Annotated in this window: 15 protein-coding genes; 2 read left to right on the top strand and 13 right to left on the bottom strand. The window is 38.9% G+C overall.

The window, feature by feature from the left end; genetic code table 11:
- The first annotated feature begins 13 nt into the window (after window positions 1-13).
- Complete coding sequence (locus AC07VK_RS08810) at window positions 14-1,438, top strand: RtcB family protein (RefSeq protein ID WP_492959917.1); 1,425 nt, start codon at window positions 14-16, stop codon at window positions 1,436-1,438.
- A gap of 101 nt (window positions 1,439-1,539) precedes the next feature.
- Here AC07VK_RS08810 and AC07VK_RS08805 read toward each other — a convergent pair whose 3' ends face one another.
- From AC07VK_RS08805 to argH, 4 genes are all read right to left on the bottom strand, one after another.
- The gene (locus tag AC07VK_RS08805; RefSeq protein ID WP_492955281.1) at window positions 1,540-1,830 is read right to left on the bottom strand and encodes a type II toxin-antitoxin system RelE/ParE family toxin; all 291 of its coding nucleotides are present in this window, start codon (window positions 1,828-1,830) and stop codon (window positions 1,540-1,542) included.
- Window positions 1,830-2,036 carry a DUF2683 family protein gene (locus AC07VK_RS08800; protein WP_057931803.1) on the bottom strand — a complete coding sequence of 69 codons (207 nt, stop codon included), beginning with the start codon at window positions 2,034-2,036 and terminating at the stop codon, window positions 1,830-1,832. Before AC07VK_RS08800 ends, AC07VK_RS08805 begins: the two co-directional genes overlap by 1 nt.
- A gap of 144 nt (window positions 2,037-2,180) precedes the next feature.
- Window positions 2,181-3,434 (bottom strand): pyridoxal phosphate-dependent aminotransferase, encoded by a 1,254-nt coding sequence (locus AC07VK_RS08795; protein ID WP_492959914.1) that lies wholly within the window; start codon window positions 3,432-3,434, stop codon window positions 2,181-2,183.
- A 28-nt stretch (window positions 3,435-3,462) separates the two neighbouring features.
- Window positions 3,463-4,794, bottom strand: coding sequence for an argininosuccinate lyase (argH, locus tag AC07VK_RS08790; RefSeq protein WP_492959913.1), 1,332 nt, complete (start codon window positions 4,792-4,794; stop codon window positions 3,463-3,465).
- 189 nt (window positions 4,795-4,983) lie between these two features.
- Between argH and AC07VK_RS08785 the strand changes: the two genes are divergently transcribed.
- Window positions 4,984-7,827: an alpha/beta hydrolase family protein gene (locus AC07VK_RS08785; protein ID WP_492959911.1), complete on the top strand. Its 2,844-nt coding sequence runs from the start codon at window positions 4,984-4,986 to the stop codon at window positions 7,825-7,827.
- Between the two features lie 45 nt (window positions 7,828-7,872).
- On the opposite strand, the gene AC07VK_RS08780 is transcribed toward AC07VK_RS08785, so the two are convergent.
- The 9 genes from AC07VK_RS08780 to AC07VK_RS08740 form a co-directional block, all read right to left on the bottom strand.
- A complete protein-coding gene (locus AC07VK_RS08780; protein WP_492959909.1) occupies window positions 7,873-8,943 on the bottom strand; it encodes a M20 family metallo-hydrolase in 1,071 nt (356 codons plus the stop codon).
- Window positions 8,944-9,055: 112 nt separating this feature from the next.
- Window positions 9,056-9,868: a pyrroline-5-carboxylate reductase gene (gene proC / locus AC07VK_RS08775; RefSeq protein ID WP_492959907.1), complete on the bottom strand. Its 813-nt coding sequence runs from the start codon at window positions 9,866-9,868 to the stop codon at window positions 9,056-9,058.
- A 168-nt stretch (window positions 9,869-10,036) separates the two neighbouring features.
- Window positions 10,037-10,867 carry an acetylglutamate kinase gene (gene argB / locus AC07VK_RS08770; protein WP_492955274.1) on the bottom strand — a complete coding sequence of 277 codons (831 nt, stop codon included), beginning with the start codon at window positions 10,865-10,867 and terminating at the stop codon, window positions 10,037-10,039.
- 99 nt (window positions 10,868-10,966) lie between these two features.
- Window positions 10,967-11,938: a Rossmann-fold NAD(P)-binding domain-containing protein gene (locus tag AC07VK_RS08765; RefSeq protein ID WP_492959905.1), complete on the bottom strand. Its 972-nt coding sequence runs from the start codon at window positions 11,936-11,938 to the stop codon at window positions 10,967-10,969.
- A gap of 47 nt (window positions 11,939-11,985) precedes the next feature.
- Window positions 11,986-13,116, bottom strand: coding sequence for an aspartate aminotransferase family protein (locus AC07VK_RS08760; RefSeq protein ID WP_492959903.1), 1,131 nt, complete (start codon window positions 13,114-13,116; stop codon window positions 11,986-11,988).
- Window positions 13,117-13,168: 52 nt separating this feature from the next.
- A complete protein-coding gene (locus AC07VK_RS08755) occupies window positions 13,169-13,537 on the bottom strand; it encodes a four helix bundle protein (RefSeq protein WP_492955271.1) in 369 nt (122 codons plus the stop codon).
- 60 nt (window positions 13,538-13,597) lie between these two features.
- Window positions 13,598-14,578 carry an N-acetyl-gamma-glutamyl-phosphate reductase gene (gene argC / locus AC07VK_RS08750; protein WP_492959901.1) on the bottom strand — a complete coding sequence of 327 codons (981 nt, stop codon included), beginning with the start codon at window positions 14,576-14,578 and terminating at the stop codon, window positions 13,598-13,600.
- An 83-nt stretch (window positions 14,579-14,661) separates the two neighbouring features.
- The gene (gene argG, locus AC07VK_RS08745; RefSeq protein ID WP_492959899.1) at window positions 14,662-15,849 is read right to left on the bottom strand and encodes an argininosuccinate synthase; all 1,188 of its coding nucleotides are present in this window, start codon (window positions 15,847-15,849) and stop codon (window positions 14,662-14,664) included.
- Between the two features lies 1 nt (window position 15,850).
- The gene (locus AC07VK_RS08740; RefSeq protein ID WP_057931816.1) at window positions 15,851-16,549 is read right to left on the bottom strand and encodes an N-acetyltransferase; all 699 of its coding nucleotides are present in this window, start codon (window positions 16,547-16,549) and stop codon (window positions 15,851-15,853) included.
- Window positions 16,550-16,755: the final 206 nt, after the last annotated feature.

Below are 16,755 nucleotides of genomic sequence, written 5' to 3'. Positions count from 1 at the left end.
AATTAGAAATAAAATGAACAACAACATAACAGGAAAAGACCTGATCGAAATAGGTTATTCCGAAGGAAAAATAGTAGGCCTGGCTTTAGCTATCTTGAATGAAAATTTCGCGGATATTGAAGAAAAAAAATTATTAGCCTTATTTAAAAAAGTAAAAGACTATCCTGAAAGCTTTTTGGATGATGAAGTATTAAGTGTACTGGCAACCACTGTGATTGAGGAAGCCAATCCAAAGTCAGATGGAACCATTGAACTGATCAACAATGCTAAGGATTATTCAATTTTCGGTGCCAATTATATAGAAGATGGTGCCAGAAATCAAATGGATATCGCTATGAAGCTCCCTGTTTCGGTAGCTGGGGCGTTAATGCCGGATGCTCACCAAGGTTATGGTTTGCCTATTGGTGGTGTATTAGCGACCAGAAATGCAATTATCCCTTACGGTGTAGGCGTAGATATCGGTTGCCGAATGGCTTTAAGTATTTTCGATATTCCAGAGAAACATTATTTCGGAAAAGATGCAATGTACAAACGCGAGTTAATTGCTTTTACCAAATTTGGTGCGGGTCAAAATTTTAAAGGTAATGAAAGAGCTGATCATGATGTTTTAGAAAATGACGCATTTAATGCTACTCCTTTTCTTAAAAATTTACACGGAAAGGCTTGGGCACAACTGGGTACTTCAGGTGGTGGAAATCATTTTGTAGAGTGGGGGATTATTGATTTTGCAGAACGCGATGAAATTTTAAATATCGATAAAGGGCGTTATGTGGCCTTGCTTACACACTCAGGATCACGTGGATTGGGCGCAACCATTGCTGGTCATTATACCAAACTGGCGAAAGACATTTGTAAACTCCCTAAAGAGGCTGTAAACCTGGCTTACTTGGATCTAAATTCTGCCGAAGGACAAGAGTATTGGATTGCCATGAATTTAGCCGGAGATTATGCTTCAGCCTGTCATGAGGTGATCCATAAAAGATTAACCAAGGCGATTGGCGCTAAAGTTTTGGCCAAGGTAGAAAACCACCATAATTTCGCATGGAAAGAAATGCTTGATGGAGAAGAAGTGATTGTGCACCGAAAAGGTGCTACACCGGCAGGTAAAGGTGTGATGGGGATTATTCCGGGAAGTATGACCGCCCCAGGATTTTTGGTTAGGGGTAAAGGTGAAATGAGCGCGATCAATTCAGCTTCGCATGGAGCGGGTAGACAAATGAGCCGAACAAAAGCCATTCAATCCATTACCAAATCAGATATGAAAGCGATTTTGAAAGATCACAACGTCACTTTAATTGGTGCAGGTTTGGATGAGGCGCCAATGGCTTATAAAGACATTAACAAAGTGATGGCAGCACAAACCGAACTAGTTGATGTAGTGGCCAAATTTGAGCCTAAAATGGTGAGAATGGCCGATGATGGAAGTAGGGAAGACTAGTTTGATGGTGGGAGTCTGAAATTGAATGTCCATAGTTGCAAATACATCAACCTCGCAGGTTTCAGAAACCTGCGAGGTTTAATATTATTTCAAATAAAAAACTAGAAGAACATTGGTTCCTGTCTATTATCCCAAAAGAAAAGAATTTCTATCCGATCAGACTTAACCTCATAAAATACAGAAGAAAGCTTTTTGATTAATCCTTGTCGGATATTAGGATCAAATTCAGTTTCTTTATAAAGGAATGGAGAATTACTAATTAATTCTAAAGTTTTAATCGTATTCTTTTTAAAATCACTTAATGCTTTAACCCCTAATCTTTCATGTATTTGAGTACAAATGTATTCGAAAGTTATATATGCTGTTTCTGATATGATTACAGGCAAACTCATCAAATAGTTGAGATTTTTTCTTTAAATTCTTCTAAAGAAAAGCTTTTGCCTGCTTTGATATCATCCTGTCCTTTTTTTATCCCAGACACAACATGTGCTGGTAAAGAACTATCCTTTTTTATTTCGTAAGGAACTTCTAAAGCTTTAAGAAATGCCTTTAAAGCTTTTTCTTGCATTTTATCAGGATGTACAAGGTAAGTTTCCATATAAACGTGATTTTAAACTAATATACAAATTTAAAGATTATTAAATAAAACCTTCAAACTTAAATAGTGTCCATCAAAAGATTAAAAACAAAAAACCTCTTCAAAATTAATTGAAGAGGTTTTCTTATTTATTTACTTATAATCTTATTTCAACTTGCTCAAAGCAGTTTTAATCCTAGGTAACATATCTTTAATATCCTGCAGGGTACAAGCACCAACCGAAGCCCTGAACCAAGGCATACTGTCTTCATTTCCAAATGCAGAGAATGGAACCAAAGCTGCTCCGGCTTCTTTAATCAGGTAGAAATTCACATCTGCACTGTCTTTTAAAACTTGACCATCTTCTGTAGTTTTCCCGATATAATCGATTTTAATAGTCAAATAAATCGCGCCCATCGGCTCAACAGCATCAACATTAAAGCCTTCGTTCTTTAATTCGTTAAAACCATTATAAAGTGCATTTAAACTATCCTGGATCTGGCCTTTAAAACTGGTCAAAAAAGTATCTACCTGTGTTTTATCATTAAAATAGTTAGACATAGCCACTTGCTCAGCTTTCGGTGCCCATGCGCCCATATGCCCAACCAATGCTTTCATTCTATTGATGATATCCTCCGGACCAAAACCCCAGCCTACACGTACACCTGTTGCAGCCAAACATTTCGAGCTACCATCAACAAAAATGGTAAAAGGACGCATTGCAGGACGCAAAGAAACTGGGTTTACATGCTCTTTTCCGAAAGTTAAAAGCGAATAAATCTGATCGTACATCATGTACAACGGTTTTTCGTCGGCACTACGTGATGCATTTTCTTCTAAAACAGCATCACAGATTTCAGCTAGTGAATCTGCATCGAACATGGTTCCCGTTGGGTTTAACGGCGAACACAAGGCCAATAAAGTTGCTCCTTTTAAATGCGGTTTTAATTGCGCTGCTGTTGGCATAAAATTATGCGCCGCATCGGTTTCTACGGCAATAGTTTTTGCCGAAGTCAAGTGAGAGTAGTGGTTGTTGTTCCAAGATGGTGCCGGAAAAACCACGGTATCTCCCGGATCAATCAAAGCCAGATAAGTTGCATAAATTAACGGACGTGAACCACCAGAAACTAAAATACTATTGGTGTTGTATTCCAATCCAAATCTATCCTTTAATAATTCCGAAACCGTTTCTCTTAAAGGCAAAACGCCATCAGCAGGCGGATAATTGGTTTGGTTGGCATTGTACGCCTCCACAATTCCGGCCTTTAGTTCGGTCGGGATTGGGTAAATGTTTGCATCAAAATCGCCTATGGTTAAATTAGCGATCGAAGCACCTTTGCGCTTCATTTCGTTAACTTCGTTACCGATTTTTATAATTTCTGAGCCGATTAATGAACTGGCCAATACTGAAACTTTCATATATTATTATTTATTATCGCCTTTATAATTAGCGAATTAAATCTTCTATTGCTTTATTCACTTTTCCGAAACCAAATTGCGACAACACACCCTGCATAGCTGCTGCAATCTGCTCGTTACATAGGTTACCGATGCTTCCTTCGTGTGTATGATGTATTTGGCCAGATGGTGCAAAACTACCATTTTCTATCTGTTCGCCAACAATTTTATACGCCTCTCTAAATGGAACACCTTGTAACGCCAGATCATTCACGACTTCAACGCTAAACAGGTAATCATATTTTTTATCCTTCAAAATATCATCCTTTATCGTGATGTTCTGGAACATAAAAGTAGCGATCTCCAAACATTCGTTTAAAGAAGTGATTGCCGGGAAAAGGTTTTCTTTTAGCAATTGTAAGTCGCGGTGATAACCTGATGGCAAATTGGTAATCATCATGGCAATTTCATTCGGCAAAGCCTGGATTTTATTGCAACGCGAACGGATCAACTCAAAAACATCAGGGTTTTTCTTGTGTGGCATAATGCTCGAACCTGTGGTAAGCTCTGCCGGAAAACTAATGAATCCGAAATTCTGATTGATGAACAAACACACATCCATAGCCATTTTAGCTAAAGTTGCCGCAACGGCGCTCATTGCCTGTGCTAAAATTCTTTCTGTTTTGCCACGCCCCATCTGTGCATAAACCACGTTATAGTTCAAACTTTCAAAACCCAATAAATGGGTTGTTAAAGTTCTGTTTAAAGGGAATGAAGAGCCATAACCAGCAGCTGACCCTAGTGGATTCTTATTGCAGATTTTCCATGCAGCCAACATCAATTCCATATCATCTGCCAAGCTTTCGGCATAAGCACCAAACCATAGGCCAAAAGACGATGGCATGGCAATCTGCAAATGCGTATAACCTGGCATCAATTTATCTTTGTGCGTATTGCTTAGCTTAATTAGCTCATTAAACAAGGTTGAGGTTTGGCCAACCATATCTTCAATACAAGCCCTAAAGAACAGTTTCAAATCAACCAGCACCTGATCGTTACGCGACCGGCCACTATGGATTTTCTTACCTGCTTCGCCAATACGCTGAGTAAGTAACCACTCTACCTGTGAGTGTACATCTTCCACACTCTCTTCAATGGTGAAATTTCCAGCTTCAATTTCAGCGTAAATATTTTTCAATTCTTGTTGAACCGTTTTAAGTTCTTCAGCTGTTAGCAAATTAATGGTTTCTAACATTTGGGTATGCGCCAAAGAACCCAATACATCAAACTTTGCCATTTGCAGATCCAGTTCACGGTCTTTACCAACCGTAAAACGCTCTACAAACTGATTTACATCTATATTTTTTTGCCAGATTTTCATTCTTGTGATTGCTCTATTATATACCTGCACAAAGGCAGTCGAAATACCCGCAAAAGTACAATAAATACATTAGAAATCAGGAATGAGATTGATTTGTAATGCACATTAAAACGCCAATAAACTCAATTTTATATGGCTACTCATAATTCTTGGTTTAAAAGCTTATTTTCGTATAAACTTAAACTTATTATGAAATCCCTAAAACTGTTCTCCACCGTTTTTTTCATGCTTGTTATACACCAGCTACAAGCACAGGAAAAACCAGCATTAGGCTGGAAAGAAGTTTCTAAATGGACCTTTAACAGACCTGCTACTTTATCGCCCAACGGCGAATGGATTGCGCTGGCCAGTGGACCAGTTGAGGGAGATCTAAAGATGACGATCAGAAAAACCAATGATACTTTAAGCCGCAATTACCCAATTGGAGCAATGGCCAATAGCATCTCATTTTCAAACGATTCAAAATTTGCTGCTTTTAAAGTTGCACTTAAGGATAGCGAAGCCAAAGCAGCAAAGAAAACAAACAAACCAGTTTATGATAAACTCTTGCTGGTTTCGTTAAGTGATAATAAACAGACGACTTTCGAAAAGGTAAAAAGTTTTAGCTTTTCTGAAAAATCACCTGAATGGATTGCCATCCAATTTGCTCCGGCAGAAAATGCTTCTAAAGAGAAAGATGCACCAAAAGGTACCGACGTACTGCTTTACAGCCTTATCACCAAAAAAAGTTACAACCTCGGTAATGTTTCAGAGTTTGCATTTAACAAAACAGGAAGCCAGTTTGCTTATGTTATCGATGCAGCAGGGCAAAATGGAAATGGTATTTTTTTACGTGATATGAAAACAGGCATTACCACGGCGCTTGATAATGATAAAGCTGTTTATCAGAAACTGGGCTGGAATGAACAGGGAACTGCATTTGCTTTGCTTAAGGCCAATAAAAACGATAAATATAAAGATGATGTTTACAGTATGCTTGGTTTTAACAAAATCAATGGAGATTTAACAAACAAAGTAATATACAATGGTATTGACGACAAAATATTCCCGGCCAATATGGGCATCAACACCAATGCCGCCCCATTCTGGTCTGACGATCAAAGCGTGTTGTTCCTTGGCGTTAATACATTAACTAAAAAGGAAGATAAGAAAGAAGAAAAAAAGGAGGATAAGAAATCAGACACTTTAGCCAAGGCAAAACCCGAAGTTAAAAAAGATGATATTGAGAAACCTGATATGATTATCTGGAATTGGCAGGATAAGAGACTACAATCGGCCCAACAAACGCAAGAAATGCGCGATAAAAATTTTAGTTATTTAAGTGCTTATCGCATTGCGGATAAAAAATTCATTCAACTTGCAGACAGCAACATGCGCTCAGTTAGTGTAAACCCGAAAAGTTTATATGCGATTGGGTACGATAATTCGAAATATGAGCTGATGGGAAATTTAGATGGGCAAAGTTATGTGGATGTTTATCTGATCAACCTTAAAACCTTTGGCAAGAAATTACTATTTGAGAAAATGTATGCCTCTAATGGTGGAAGACTTGTGGTTGCACCAAATGGAACTTTAGCCAGCTATTATTTAGACGGTGTATTTTATAGCATTAATTTAGAAAGCGGAAAAACGGCTAACCTTACCGGTAAGATTAAATCTTCTTTTGTTGATGAATTAGATGACCATAACGTAATAAAACCAGCCACGCAAAACCTGGGCTGGTCAGCTGATTCTAAATATGCATTGATTAAGGATAATTACGATTTATGGAAAATCTCTGCTGACGGAAACAGTATTACTCCATTATCTGATAATTGGAAAAGCAAAAAAACCGAAGTGGCAACCCGTTTTCGCGTTGACACTGATGAGAAAGGTGTTGATTTAAGCAAAGACCAGTATTTTGCGGTATTTAATACCAAAAACAAGAAAAACGGCATTGGCATTTTACCTGCAGGTAAATCTAAGATCAATATTTTGTTTCTAGATGACAATGCTTACCAAAGTTTTTCAAAAGCCGAACAAGCTAAAGTTTTTACTTATACCAAAAGTAATTTTCAGCAATCGCCAGATTATTATGTAAGTACAACGGGCGATTTAAGTACTGCCAAAAAAGTAACCACAAATACTCCAGATCAGGCCAAATATGCATGGTCTTCGGGTGTAAAACTAATTGACTATGTGAGTGCAAATGGCGATAGCTTGCAGGCGGCCATTTATTTACCTGCCAATTATGTTCCCGGAAAGGCTTATCCTACCATCACATACATTTATGAAAGGTTAACTGATGACCTGAATACTTATACCATGCCTACATTTCCTGGTGGAGGTTTCAACAAAGCGATGTATACCAGCAATGGATACGCAGTTTTAATGCCCGATATTAAATATAAGCTAAATGATCCGGGCATGTCGGCCGTTGCCTGCGTAGTACCTGCAGTAAAGGCAGCCATTGCTACCGGAATTGTTGAAGAAAAAAATGTGGCTATCCATGGTCACTCATGGGGTGGTTATCAAACTTCATTTTTAATTACCCAAACCAATATTTTTAAAGCGGCCGCAGCAGGAGCACCTTTAACCAACATGATCAGCATGTACAGCTTAATTTACTGGAATAGCGGCGGCACAAACCAAGCCATTTTCGAAGCCAGTCAAGGCAGGTTAACCCCTGGTTATTGGGATAATTGGGATGCTTTCGCACGCAACTCTCCAGTGTATCACATCAAAAAAGTACAAACCCCATTATTGCTTTTACACAATGATAAAGATGGGGCTGTAGATTTTACCCAGGGCATTGAATATTACAATGGTTTAAGAAGGTTAAACAAACCTGTTGTGATGATTACCTATCGTGGCGAAAATCACGGAATTGCAAAATTACCAAACCGTAAAGATTATGCTGTACGGATGATGGAATACTTTGACTATATGCTTAAAGGAAAACCCGCTCCTGAATGGTGGAGCAAGGGGGTAAATCGATTAGATATGGAAAAACACTTAGAGGCAAGAGCTTTTGATGGTGGCGAAGAGAATTGATTATTTTGAGAAAGCCTCAGATCTATTAGACCTGAGGCTTTCTTTTTACTTACCGTTTATTACCGGTTTCAGCATGTTTACATATCCCTCAACTCCTTGGGCTACTTCTCTAACATATAAAAACTCATCAGCCATGTGCGAGCGGCCAGAAAAACCCGGACCACATTTTACAGATGGAATATCTAATAATGCCTGATCGGAAGTAGTTGGCGAACCATAAGTAGTTTTTCCAAGGGCAACACCAGCCTGAACAACCGGATGGTTTTTATCAATCGATGATGGTTTTAAGCGGATAGACCGTGGGGTAACATCACAATCAACATTTGCCCTGATAATCTCTAAAACTTCTTCATTCGTGTAAGCATCGGTTACACGAACATCAACCGTAAAAGTACAATTTGCCGGAACCACATTATGTTGCGAACCTGCATTGATAATCGTAACTGTCATTTTTAATGGCCCGAAAACCTCCGATACTTTTTGAAACTGATAGTTTCTAAACCATTCGATATCTTTTAATGCTTTGTAAATGGCATTCTCTCCCTCTTCGCGGGCAGCATGACCGGCTTTACCATGCGATACACAATCTAATACCAACAAACCGCGCTCTGCAATAGCTAAATTCATTTCGGTCGGCTCGCCTACGATCCCAAATTCAAGCGCTCCTAAATCTGGCAGAACAAGCTCTAAACCATTATTACCAGAAATTTCTTCTTCGGCTGTTGCCGCTAAACAGATATTATATTTTAAATCTTCCTGTTGGTAGTAGTATAAAAATGTACCAATTAGTGAAACTAAACAACCACCTGCATCGTTACTGCCCAAGCCAAACAGTTTATCATCTTCAATTGCAGCATCATAAGGATCGCGGGTATAACCAGAATTAGGCTTTACCGTATCATGATGTGAATTTAACAAAAGTGTTGGCTTAGCAGGATCAAAATGTTTGTTGTAAGCCCAAACGTTATTCATTTTACGCTGGGTCTTAACCCCTCTCTCCTCCAAAAACTGCGCAATTAAATTCGCCGTCCGATCTTCTTCTTTACTAAAAGACTGGATACGGATCAACTGTCGCAATAAATCCAGACTTTCTTTTTGTATATTTTCTAATAACATAGTATCAAGTAATTAGTATTAAGTATCAAGACTAAACCCGCCTTTAAACTTTCTACCTTTTATTTTGGCTTTCAGTTTTATGTTTACGATTAAGACTTTATGCTCTATACCGCTAACCCTCTTTAGTATACAGATTTCCTGCTTTTAAAGCCGAAAGTTTGATACCTTTTATCAATGATGAGCTAAAACCGTTATGTTCCATTTCATTTAAACCTGCGATGGTACAACCTTTCGGCGAAGTTACCTTATCTATTTCTGATTCTGGGTGTGTTCCGTGTAATAAAAGCAAATCGGCAGCTCCTTTAGCCGTTTGAACAGCCATTTTTAAAGCTTCATCAGCATGAAAACCAATTTCTACCCCACCTTGACTTGCTGCCCTAATTGCCCTCAAAAAAAATGCAATACCACAGGCACAAAGCGCTGTTGCTGAAGTCATTAAATCTTCATTAATTTTCACAACGGAACCAACCGTTTCGAACATTTTGGTCACCTCTGCAATGTTTGCTGCTGAGGCATTATCACTGGCCATACAGGTCATCGATTGACCAATAGCAATTGCTGTGTTAGGCATTACCCTGATCACCTCCACATCATCGCCTAATTTCTCCCTAACAGCAGCACAGCTCACGCCAGAAATTACCGAAATAACCAAATGTTTGGCCGGAACAATTGAAGTTTGAATTTCATCTAAAACCGTATTTAATTGTTGCGGCAGAACAGCCAAAATCACAACATTAGCATCAACCACAGCCTGTTTATTGTTATTGCTTACATTAAAACCGGCTTCGGCGAAAGATTTTAAATAGTCAGTATTTCTACGGGTAAGCGTAATGTCGCCTGCTTGAGCAAAGTCGGCCTTTACCAAACCTTTCGCTAAAGATAAACCGATATTTCCGCTACCAATTATGGTTATTTTTTTTGTCATGATTATTTTCCCTTTAGTTTGCTTACACAGATTTTATTTCTTTTTCTCCTTCGGTTTGATTGCACCGATTATTTGATTGCACCGATTTTTTTGTGTTTGAAAAGCAAACGATAAGTTTAGGCACCTCGACTAAAAACCTTACACCCTCAACCTACTTACCTTCTACCTTTACTTCAGCATTTTTGTGCCAAAAGTTCCCTCAGCAAGTTCAGCGAGCTCATCGGCTTTGCCGATATAAACCGCAGAAACTCCTTTTTTAATCGCTTCAAAGGCATTGTGCAGTTTAGGGATCATTCCACCTTGCACAGTTCCATCGGCTTTTAAATCTTCAAACTCATCAGCTTTGATTTCTCTTACAACAGAAGCATCATCATTAACGTCCCGAAGTACTCCCTTTTTCTCAAAGCAATATACCAAACGTGTTTCATATAAGTTCGACATCGCTACTGCAACAGAAGAAGCAATGGTATCAGCATTGGTATTTAGAAGCTGAGTGTCACCATCATGTGTAATGGCACATAAAACTGGAACCAATCCGGCTTTCAGCAAATTATCTAAAGTTGTTGAAGACACCGAATTTTCATCCAAATCGCCCACAAAGCCATAATCGATTACGGCTCCAGCCATAGGACCAGCTTCCGGCCCATAGGTTTTGGTACTAACCGGTCGTTTTTTTGCTTTGATCACATTACCATCAGCACCACTTAAACCAATGGCATTACTACCTTTGGCCTGTAGTTGGGCAACCATGTTTTTATTGATCAAACCCGCATAAACCATCGTCACAATCCGCAGCGTTTCGATATCGGTTATTCTTCTCCCCTCAACCATTTTGGCTTCAATGCCCAACGATTCGCCCAGTTCAGTTGCAATTTTACCCCCGCCGTGCACCAGGATTTTATCTCCTGGCAATGCAGTAAAATCCAATAAAAACTGGTGTAGGTTTTCTGAATTATCGATTACGTTTCCGCCGATTTTTATGATAGTGAGTTGTTTCATAATTTATTCTTACCGTGGTTCGTGTCTCCACGAACCACATTAATAGTTTTGTTTCACCAATAATTTCGGTTCGTGAAGACACGAGCCGAGGCATATGATTTACAATTCCTCCAACATTGCTTTTATCACCGCCTGTGCTGCCCATAAACGGTTACCTGCTTCGTGGATAACCAATGAATTTGGTCCATCCAAAATCTCTGATGATAATTCCAGATCACGACGAACTGGCAAACAGTGCATCACTTTCGCATCGTTTGTGAACTTTAACTTCTCATTATTCATCATCCAGCCATCGGGATAAGTTAACACTTTTCCATACTCTTTATAACTGCTCCAGTTCTTCACATACACATAATCAGCACCTGCTAAAGCTTCTTCTAAATTATATTGAATATTGGCATTTGGTGTAAAATCTTCCGAAAGCTCGTAACCTTCAGGCTGAGCGATGGTAAAATCGATCATACCTTCTGCCTGAGCTTTGCACATCCATTCTGCAAAAGAATTCGGCACCGCCTGAGGCAACGCTTTAACATGAGGTGCCCAGGCTAAAACTACTTTGGGTTTACGGCCATCAGGTTTCTTTGTCCAGGTTTCGTGAATGGTAATGATATCGGCAAAGCTTTGTAAAGGGTGACGTGTTGCACTCTCTAAACTCACTACTGGCACAGCACAATATTTCACAAATTTATTGAAGAAATCTTCGCTATAATCTTCCTCGCGGTTATTCAGTTTTGGAAAAGAACGTAAACCTAGGATATCGCAGTATTGTCCCATCACCGCAGCAGCTTCGCGGATATGTTCAACTGTAGAGCCATTCATCACCACGCCATCCTGTGTTTCTAAAGCCCAGCCTTCTTTATCCAGATTCATCACCATTACATTCATACCTAAGTTTAAGGCCGCTTTTTGGGTACTTAACCGGGTACGTAAACTTGGATTCATAAAAACTAAACCTAAGGTTTTGTTCTTACCTAAATCTTGGTGCGCATAAGGATTCGCCTTTAACGCTAGCGCATCATTTACAAACTGTTTGATGCTTGGAACATCGTGTACGGAAGTGAAAAGTTTCATTTTTTAAAGCTTAAAAGGGTGCTTCGACAGGCTCAGCATGACAATATCTATTTTACTAATTCTCTAAAAGCTGCCAAAAACTCGTCAGCATGTGCTTTTGTTAAATTTAAGGCTGGCAATAAACGAATCACGTTCGGTTTTGCCTCTCCAGTAAAAATATGGTGTGTAAACAATAATTCTTTTTTAACATGCGCCAGTTCGGCAGGTAGCTCGATACCGATCATTAATCCACGGCCACGTACTTCTACCACCTGCTCAAATTTCTTCAATTCGCTAATTAAGTAACTTCCCACTTCTTCAGCATTTTTCATCAGGTTTTCCTGTTGCATTACCTCTAAAACAGCTAAAGCCGCAGCGCAAGCTAAATGGTTACCACCGAAAGTTGTACCCAATTCTCCATGCCAAGGTTTAAATTTAGGCGCAATAGAGATCCCTGCCACTGGAAAGCCATTACCCATTCCCTTTGCCATGGTATAAACATCTGCTTCAACCCCAGAATAATCGTGCGAGTAAAACGTTCCTGTACGTCCGTAGCCGCATTGTACGCTATCGGCAATGTAAACCGCATTATATTCATCACAAAGTGAACGGATTTTCTGTAAGAAACTCTTCGAAGCTTCTTTGATGCCGCCAACACCTTGAATGCCCTCAATAATAACGGCCGAAATTTCATTGCCTTGTGCTTTAAAAGTTTCCTCTAACGCAATCTCATTATTTAAAGGTAAAAAAATTACATTTTCGGTCTGGTTAACCGGTGCCACAATTTTAGGATTATCGGTTACGGCAACTGCCAAAGATGTACGTCCGTGAAAAGCACCTGTAAAAGCGATCACCTTTTTTCTTCCGTTGTAAAATGAAGCTAATTTTAAAGCATTTTCATTTGCCTCAGCTCCAGAATTACATAAAAAAAGCTGAAAGTCTTTCTTACCAGAAACGGTTCCCAATAATTCTGCAAGCTGAACCTGCAAAGGGATTTTTACTGAATTTGAATAAAAACCAACTTTATTTAACTGATCGGTTAAACGGTTTACATAATGTGGGTTGGTATGCCCGATTGAAATTACAGCATGGCCGCCATATAAATCTAAATATTGTTGATCATTAGCATCCCAAACATTGCTGCCTGCCGCTTTTGTTATTTCTATATCGTTAAGTGGGTAAACGTCGAATAAGTTCATTTTTTAATAAGGTTTGAAGGTCGAGGGTTGGAAGGTAGAAGGCTGATACTGCCTAACCTTTTCCACCGCCTCTCAAAAATTTAATAAATGCGATTAACATCGCCTTAATTTCATTAACACTTTTATTCACAGCTTCGTAAACTTCTAAACTGATATAAGCTAAATCACGTATGAGAATAAAAGTATATTCTATTTCTTTTGTAGAGCCAAGTGCGTTATCAAGATAATGAACAAAATCCTTATCTGTGTTTTTACCGCTTCCTTCTACAATATTTAAAGGGATAGAATAGGTGGCCCGCCGAATTTGTTGGGTTAAAGCAAATTTTTCTTCAATAGGCATGATAGGTAGGATTTCCTTATAAACTTGTAAAGTAAATAAGTGAGCCTTTTTCCAAACATCTAGTTTTTGATAGTCTCTCATACATTTAAAATTTTAGATCTGAATCCAGACCTTTTTGCCTTCCACCTTCCAGCCTTCCGCCTAAAAGTTGGCTGCTTTTAATTTGAGTCCCACTGTTTCATCCAAGCCGAACATTAAATTCATATTCTGAACCGCTTGTCCGCTGGCACCTTTTAACAGGTTATCAATGATACTGATGATAAATAATTTACCACCGTGTTTTTCTATATGTACCAATGCCTTGTTGGTGTTCACAACCTGTTTTAGATCGATGTTTTTCCGGCTTACATGCGTAAAAGGATGAGTACTGTAGTACGCTTCGTAAATGTTTTGCGCTTCTTCTAAACTTAAATCACTTTCCAGGTACATCGCAGCTAAAATACCTCTGGTAAATGCACCACGCTGTGGGATAAAGCTTAAAGCTTCAGAAAGTGATGGTTGCAACTGTAACAAACTCTCACTAATCTCATTCAAATGCTGGTGCTCAAATGCTTTATAGACAGAAAGGTTATTGTTTCTCCAACTGAAGTGCGACGTGGTAGATAAACCCTGCCCCGCTCCTGTTGATCCCGTAGTTGCATTAATATGAACCTCATTTTTAATCAGCCCTTTAGCAGCCAACGGTAACAAACCCAATTGGATACAAGTTGCAAAACAACCAGGATTAGCAATATTTTTAGCTGCTTTAATTTTATCGCGGTTTAACTCGGGTAATCCGTAAACAAAGTCTTTGGTCGAAAAACTGGCATTTGCATGCAACCTGAAATCTTGCGACAAATCGATGATTTTAATGCTGTCGTTAATTGGATTAGCGGTTAAAAACGTCTTCGCATCCCCATGGCCAACACAAAGAAAAAGCACATCGATATCCTGTGAAATATCGCTTACAAACTTTAAATCTGTATCGCCAATTAAGTCAGTATGTACATCAGAAATTAAGTTTCCGGCATTACTTGTGCTGTTTACAAAAGCAATTTCAACATTTGGGTGGTTAACCAAAATGCGTAACATTTCGCCTCCGGTATAGCCCGCACCACCAATTATTCCTGCTTTAATTTTCATATTTAAAAGGGTTTAGGGTTTGAGGCTTAAGGTTCGGGCGCTTTAACCTTACGCCTTCAACCTTATACCTTAAACCTCCGAGGTTATGCCTCGTTGTTTACTTTATGCCAGATCATTACCTGGTTACCAAATATTTTAGAGAAACCTTTAACGTCTTCTCCGCTCCAGGCGTTATTCATTTCGCCATAGCTACCAAATTTATTGCTCATTAAATCATGGTTAGATTCAATTCCGATAACCTGGAAACGGTACGGCAACAATTCTACAAATACTTTACCGCTCACAAATTTTTGTGTATCGGCTAAAAAAGCCTCAATATTCCGCATAATTGGATCGTGGAACTGACCTTCGTGCAGCCAATTGCCATAGAAAGACGATAGCTGTTCTTTCCAGCTTAACTGCCATTTGGTTAAGGTGTGTTTTTCTAAAGTATGGTGTGCTTTGATAATAATAATGGGGCCAGCAGCCTCAAAACCTACGCGACCTTTAATACCAATGATGGTATCACCAACGTGGATATCTCTACCGATGCCAAAAGGCTGAGCGATTGCCTGTAATTTTTGGATTGCCCTAACAGGTGCTAATTTTTCACCATCAATAGCAACAAGTTCACCTTTTTCGAAGGTTAATTCTATCCTGCGCGATTCGGTTTCTGAAACCTGGGTTGGCCAGGCGCTTTCTGGTAAGGTTTCGTGAGAAGTTAAGGTTTCCTTTCCTCCTACCGAAGTTCCCCATAAACCTTTGTTTATCGAGTATCTTGCTTTTTCTGCACTATATTCTACACCATGTTGTGCTAAATATTCTATTTCCGCTTCGCGGGATAATTTTAAATCTCTAATTGGGGTAATGATTTCAACCTCTGGAATAAGGATATTGAAGATCATATCGAAACGCACCTGATCGTTACCTGCACCGGTACTTCCATGAGCTACATAATCTGCACCAATTTTTTTCACGTAATTGGCAATAGCTGTTGCCTGACTAACACGCTCTGCACTTACGGATAATGGATAAGTAGCATTTTTTAATACGTTACCAAAAACCAGGTACTTAATGCATCCTTCATAGTAACTTTCAGTTTCATCTACAACAGCATGCGATTTTACGCCTAAAGCATATGCTCTTTTCTCAATTTCCTGTAACTCTTCATCAGAAAAACCACCAGTATTTACAATTACCGAGTGAACTTCCAATCCACGGTCTTGTGCCAGGTAAATACAACAAAATGAGGTATCTAAGCCTCCGCTAAATGCTAAAACAACTTTTTTCATGCTATTTAAATAAAAAGGTAAATAAAAATAAAAGGGCTTTTAAGCCATTTTTTGGCTTAGGTTTAACAACTAAACGCTGCTTAATGCGCATAAAGCGCTCGTATAATTTGGGTTTCTTCTGCAGTTCTTCGGCAAATTGCTTGGCTACCTCATGTTTCTTCTCGGCAGGATCGTAAAGCATAGCTGTACACATACAGTTTTTGCGTTCCTTCATTTTTAAAATTTCGAAGTTTACGCAGCTTTGGCAACCTTTCCAAAACTCTTCATCCTGGGTAAGTTCGCTGTAGGTTACAGGCTCATAGCCTAAATCTGAATTGATTTTCATTACGGCCAAGCCTGTTGTTAAACCAAATATTTTTGCCTTTGGGTACAACTTTCTCGATAAACCGAAAATTTCATTTTTGATTGCTTTTGCTAATCCAGCTTTGCGGTACTTAGGACTTACCACTAAACCACTATTGGCCACAAACTGTCCGTGGCTCCAGGTTTCTATATAGCAAAATCCTGCCCAAGAGCCATCTTTATGGAAAGCAATAACCGATTTGCCTTCTTGCATTTTATTAGAAATATATTCCGGCGAACGCTTAGCAATCCCTGTTCCACGAGCTTTTGCCGATTCTGCCATTTCGGTTACTATTTCTTCTGCAAATACACGATGTTCAGGAAGTGCAACCTGCACTATAAATTCGTTAATATCCATTCGTTTTCTAACGAAAAATTATAAGTATTCTTGTTAATTGGGTTTTTAGAGAGGATCAATTCCTCGTTACGTTTAGTGTAGGTACTAAATACGCGGAGTGAAATTTTGCCGGCTTGTGGGATAATAAAATACAGGCTGAAAATGATTAATAAACACACCTTTTCCAGACACATTTTGTGCTGTGGAAACAGAAAGTTTATGTAAAA

This window comes from Pedobacter sp. GW821-FHT01D05, from assembly GCF_059422505.1.
The sequence above is the reverse complement of the archived record's forward strand: the minus strand, read 5'-3'. Positions and strand labels throughout refer to the sequence as shown.

Excerpts from the sequence above, each read along its gene's own strand:
- argC (WP_492959901.1), bottom strand. The coding sequence starts at position 14,578 with ATGAAAATTAAAGCAGGAATAATTGGTGGTGCGGGCTATACCGGAGGC.
- AC07VK_RS08810 (WP_492959917.1), top strand. The coding sequence starts at position 14 with ATGAACAACAACATAACAGGAAAAGACCTGATCGAAATAGGTTATTCC.
- AC07VK_RS08805 (WP_492955281.1), bottom strand. The coding sequence starts at position 1,830 with ATGAGTTTGCCTGTAATCATATCAGAAACAGCATATATAACTTTCGAA.
- AC07VK_RS08785 (WP_492959911.1), top strand. The coding sequence starts at position 4,984 with ATGAAATCCCTAAAACTGTTCTCCACCGTTTTTTTCATGCTTGTTATA.
- argB (WP_492955274.1), bottom strand. The coding sequence starts at position 10,867 with ATGAAACAACTCACTATCATAAAAATCGGCGGAAACGTAATCGATAAT.
- proC (WP_492959907.1), bottom strand. The coding sequence starts at position 9,868 with ATGACAAAAAAAATAACCATAATTGGTAGCGGAAATATCGGTTTATCT.
- AC07VK_RS08780 (WP_492959909.1), bottom strand. The coding sequence starts at position 8,943 with ATGTTATTAGAAAATATACAAAAAGAAAGTCTGGATTTATTGCGACAG.
- argH (WP_492959913.1), bottom strand. The coding sequence starts at position 4,794 with ATGAAAATCTGGCAAAAAAATATAGATGTAAATCAGTTTGTAGAGCGT.
- AC07VK_RS08755 (WP_492955271.1), bottom strand. The coding sequence starts at position 13,537 with ATGAGAGACTATCAAAAACTAGATGTTTGGAAAAAGGCTCACTTATTT.
- argG (WP_492959899.1), bottom strand. The coding sequence starts at position 15,849 with ATGAAAAAAGTTGTTTTAGCATTTAGCGGAGGCTTAGATACCTCATTT.
- AC07VK_RS08765 (WP_492959905.1), bottom strand. The coding sequence starts at position 11,938 with ATGAAACTTTTCACTTCCGTACACGATGTTCCAAGCATCAAACAGTTT.
- AC07VK_RS08740 (WP_057931816.1), bottom strand. The coding sequence starts at position 16,549 with ATGGATATTAACGAATTTATAGTGCAGGTTGCACTTCCTGAACATCGT.
- AC07VK_RS08795 (WP_492959914.1), bottom strand. The coding sequence starts at position 3,434 with ATGAAAGTTTCAGTATTGGCCAGTTCATTAATCGGCTCAGAAATTATA.
- AC07VK_RS08760 (WP_492959903.1), bottom strand. The coding sequence starts at position 13,116 with ATGAACTTATTCGACGTTTACCCACTTAACGATATAGAAATAACAAAA.
- AC07VK_RS08800 (WP_057931803.1), bottom strand. The coding sequence starts at position 2,036 with ATGGAAACTTACCTTGTACATCCTGATAAAATGCAAGAAAAAGCTTTA.